Source organism: Pseudomonas sp. NPDC090755, from assembly GCF_044769005.1.
Lineage (GTDB): Bacteria > Pseudomonadota > Gammaproteobacteria > Pseudomonadales > Pseudomonadaceae > Aquipseudomonas.
The window spans coordinates 1-2,917 of record NZ_JBIVXC010000055.1 but is presented as its reverse complement, the minus strand read 5'-3'; the positions used below and the strand labels follow the sequence as shown (position 1 = coordinate 2,917).

1 protein-coding gene is annotated in these 2,917 nt (G+C 60.7%); it reads right to left on the bottom strand.

Annotated features, from left to right (window positions below; all coding sequences use genetic code 11):
• On the bottom strand, positions 1–2,917 hold a 2,917-nt coding region (locus tag ACIQUS_RS27190; protein WP_403054254.1), incomplete at both ends, for an Ig-like domain-containing protein.

The window sequence follows — 2,917 nt, the reverse complement described above, 5'->3', positions numbered from 1 at the left end:
CCCGTCGACGTGTAACGCTGCTGGTAAACCCCCCAGCCAGTCTCCTGAAAAAGGCTACTCCATGTCACCACCCAGCCACCGTCGCTCAGCCCTGTAACACTTGGATAGCTCTGCATATCTGCCGTGTATGTATTGACCTGAGTCTCGGCGCCTGAAGCCACTCCAGCCGAGGTGTAACGCTGCTGGTAGACATCCCAGGATGATGTTGCCGAATTATAGCTTTGCCAGGTGACGAGCCAGCCACCGTCGCTCAGCCCTGTAGTGCTTGCCGAGCTCGAAGTATCCGTCGTACTAACCCTGGTCTCGCCGCCTGAAGCCACTCCAGCCGAGGTGTAACGCTGCTGATAGATCTCCTGGTTGCTTTCCCACGTCACGACCCAGCCGCCGTCGGCCAGACTGGCAGCGTGTCCGGCAGTCTGACTCCCAGAGGCGGTCGTATTGACCGACGTAGACATCCACACCGTACTGGTGGCCGGCGTCGAGACATTACCGGCCACATCTGTGGCCGTCACAGTGATCACTTTGGTGTAAGCGCCTGTCAGGTTCGCCGCCGGAACAACCACGCCCCAGTTCCCGCTAGCGTCCGCGACAGCGGTGTAGTCGTAACCATTGAAGTTAATGGTCACGCTAGCACCGGCTTCTGCAGTACCCGTGATGTTTTGTGCTTTCGAGGCTTCTGCAGCAGACATATCATTATCAACTGCCATTGGATCGATGGTCGGTACAGCAATGCTGCGGTCCAAGGTGAAGGTGTAAGGCGCCGAGGCGTCCGAAACGTTACCGGCGGCATCGGTCTGACGCACCACCACGCTCTTGGCGCCATCGTCCGAAAGGATAAAGCTGCTACCACTGCCGACTGTCCACGTAGTACCACCGTCGGTGCTGTATTCCCAGGTTGCCCCCGCTTCCAGACCGCTCACGTTGACGGTACCGTCTTGGGTGATCTTGTCGCTGTCACTGCTGCCAGTGTCGACGGCCAAGGCCAGCGTGAGCAGTGGAGGACTAACGGTATCCAAGGTAAAGGTATAAGGTGCCGAGGTGGCCGAGACGTTACCGGCCGCATCGGTCTGGCGCACCACTACGCTCTTGGCGCCATCGCCTGAAAGGGTAAAACTGGTGCCACTGCCGGCAGACCACGTGCTACCGCCGTCGGTGCTGTATAGCCAGGTTGCCCCTGCCTCCAGACCGCTCACGTTGACAGTACCGTCTTGGGTGATCTTGTCGCTGTCACTGCTGCCGGTGTCAGCAGACAAGGTCAGGCTTGGCGCTAACGCACTGGTGTCCAGGGTAAAGGTAAAAGGCGCCGAGATGGCCGAGACGTTACCGGCCGCATCGGTCTGACGCACCACCACGCTCTTGGCGCCATCACCCGAAAGGACAAAGCTGCTGCCGCTGCCGGTCGTCCACGTGGTACCACCGTCGGTGCTGTATTGCCAGGCTGCCCCTGCCTCCAGACCGCTCACATTGACGGTACCGGCTTGGGTGATCTTGTCGCTGTTGCTGCTGCCAGTGTCCACAAACAAGGTCAGGCTTGGTGCTAACGCACTGGTGTCCAGGGTAAAGGTATAAGGTGCCGAGGTCGCCGAGTCGTTACCGGCGGCATCGGTCTGACGCACTACCACGCTCTTGGCGCCAGCGCCCGAAAGGGTAAAGCTGGTGCCGCTGCCGGCTACCCACGTAGTACCGCCGTCGGTGCTGTATTGCCAGGTTGCCCCCGCCTCCAGACCGCTCACGTTGACGGTACCGTCTTGGGTGATCTTGTCGCTGTTGCTGCTGCCGGTATCAGTGCTCAAGCTCAAGGCGGGAGTCGCTACCGAAGTAGCAATGCTCATGTTAAGCGCCCCGCTTGGAGCACTTTCATTACCTGCCACGTCGGTCAAGGTCCACGTGAAAGCGTAAGTACCGTCGGCCAGCCCCACATCCGGTGTCAACGTCCCTGCCACCGAATCGTAAGTAGCAGATACCAGCGAGCCATTCACATAAAGTTTGGGGGCATCGGTCAACCCGGCACCTACGTTTATACCTGGACGAGTGTCATCTGTGACCAGCGCAGTGCTGGTTGGATTCTTTACACTACCGACATCATCTGCATAGGTGCTTGGCGTGACTGGCGTGCTCGGTGCCACGGTGTCGATGACGATCGCCTGGCTGGCCAGGCTGCCGGCGTTGCCAGCGGCGTCAACCACACGGAACTGCACGGTGGTGCTGCTGGTCAGCGCGTCGTCGACGTAGCTGACCGCGGTGCCGCTGACCGACGAGGTGACGTCAATCCAGGTCGCGCCGTTGTCGTTGGAGTAGAACAGCTTCTCACCCGCCGCCAGGGCGGCCGAGAGGCTGGCATTGACGGTCAGGCCGTCGGCGTCGTTGGTGATGAAGTCGCCCACCACGCCGCTGTCGGTGCTGATGCTGTCGATGCTCACGGTGACGGTCGGAGCAAAGCTATCAGTAAATACTGCAGTAGTTTTATCCGAAACATTGCCCGCAGCATCAGTCGCCACGGCGCTGACCTCGCCCGACTCCTGAACGGTCGGCGATTCCAGGCTCCAGTTGCCACTGCCATCGGTCACGACAGTGCTGGTGCTGTTGTCAGGCCAGGTCACGGTGACCGTGCTGCCAGGCTCGGCAGTGCCCGACGCATCGATTTTGCCATCGGCATCGGCATCGGCCACGACCAGCGTTGGCGCGTTCGGCGCCACGGTATCGGTGTAGATGACAGTGACCGAGTCACTGGTGTTACCCGCGGCATCGGTCGCTTCGGCGCTGACCTCGCCCGATTCCTGGACGGTCGGCGATTCCAGGCTCCAGTTACCACTGCCATCGGTCACGACAGTGCTGGTGCTGTTGTCAGGCCAGGTCACGGTGACCGTGCTGCCCGGCTCGGCAGTGCCCGAGGCATCGATTTTGCCATCGGCATCGG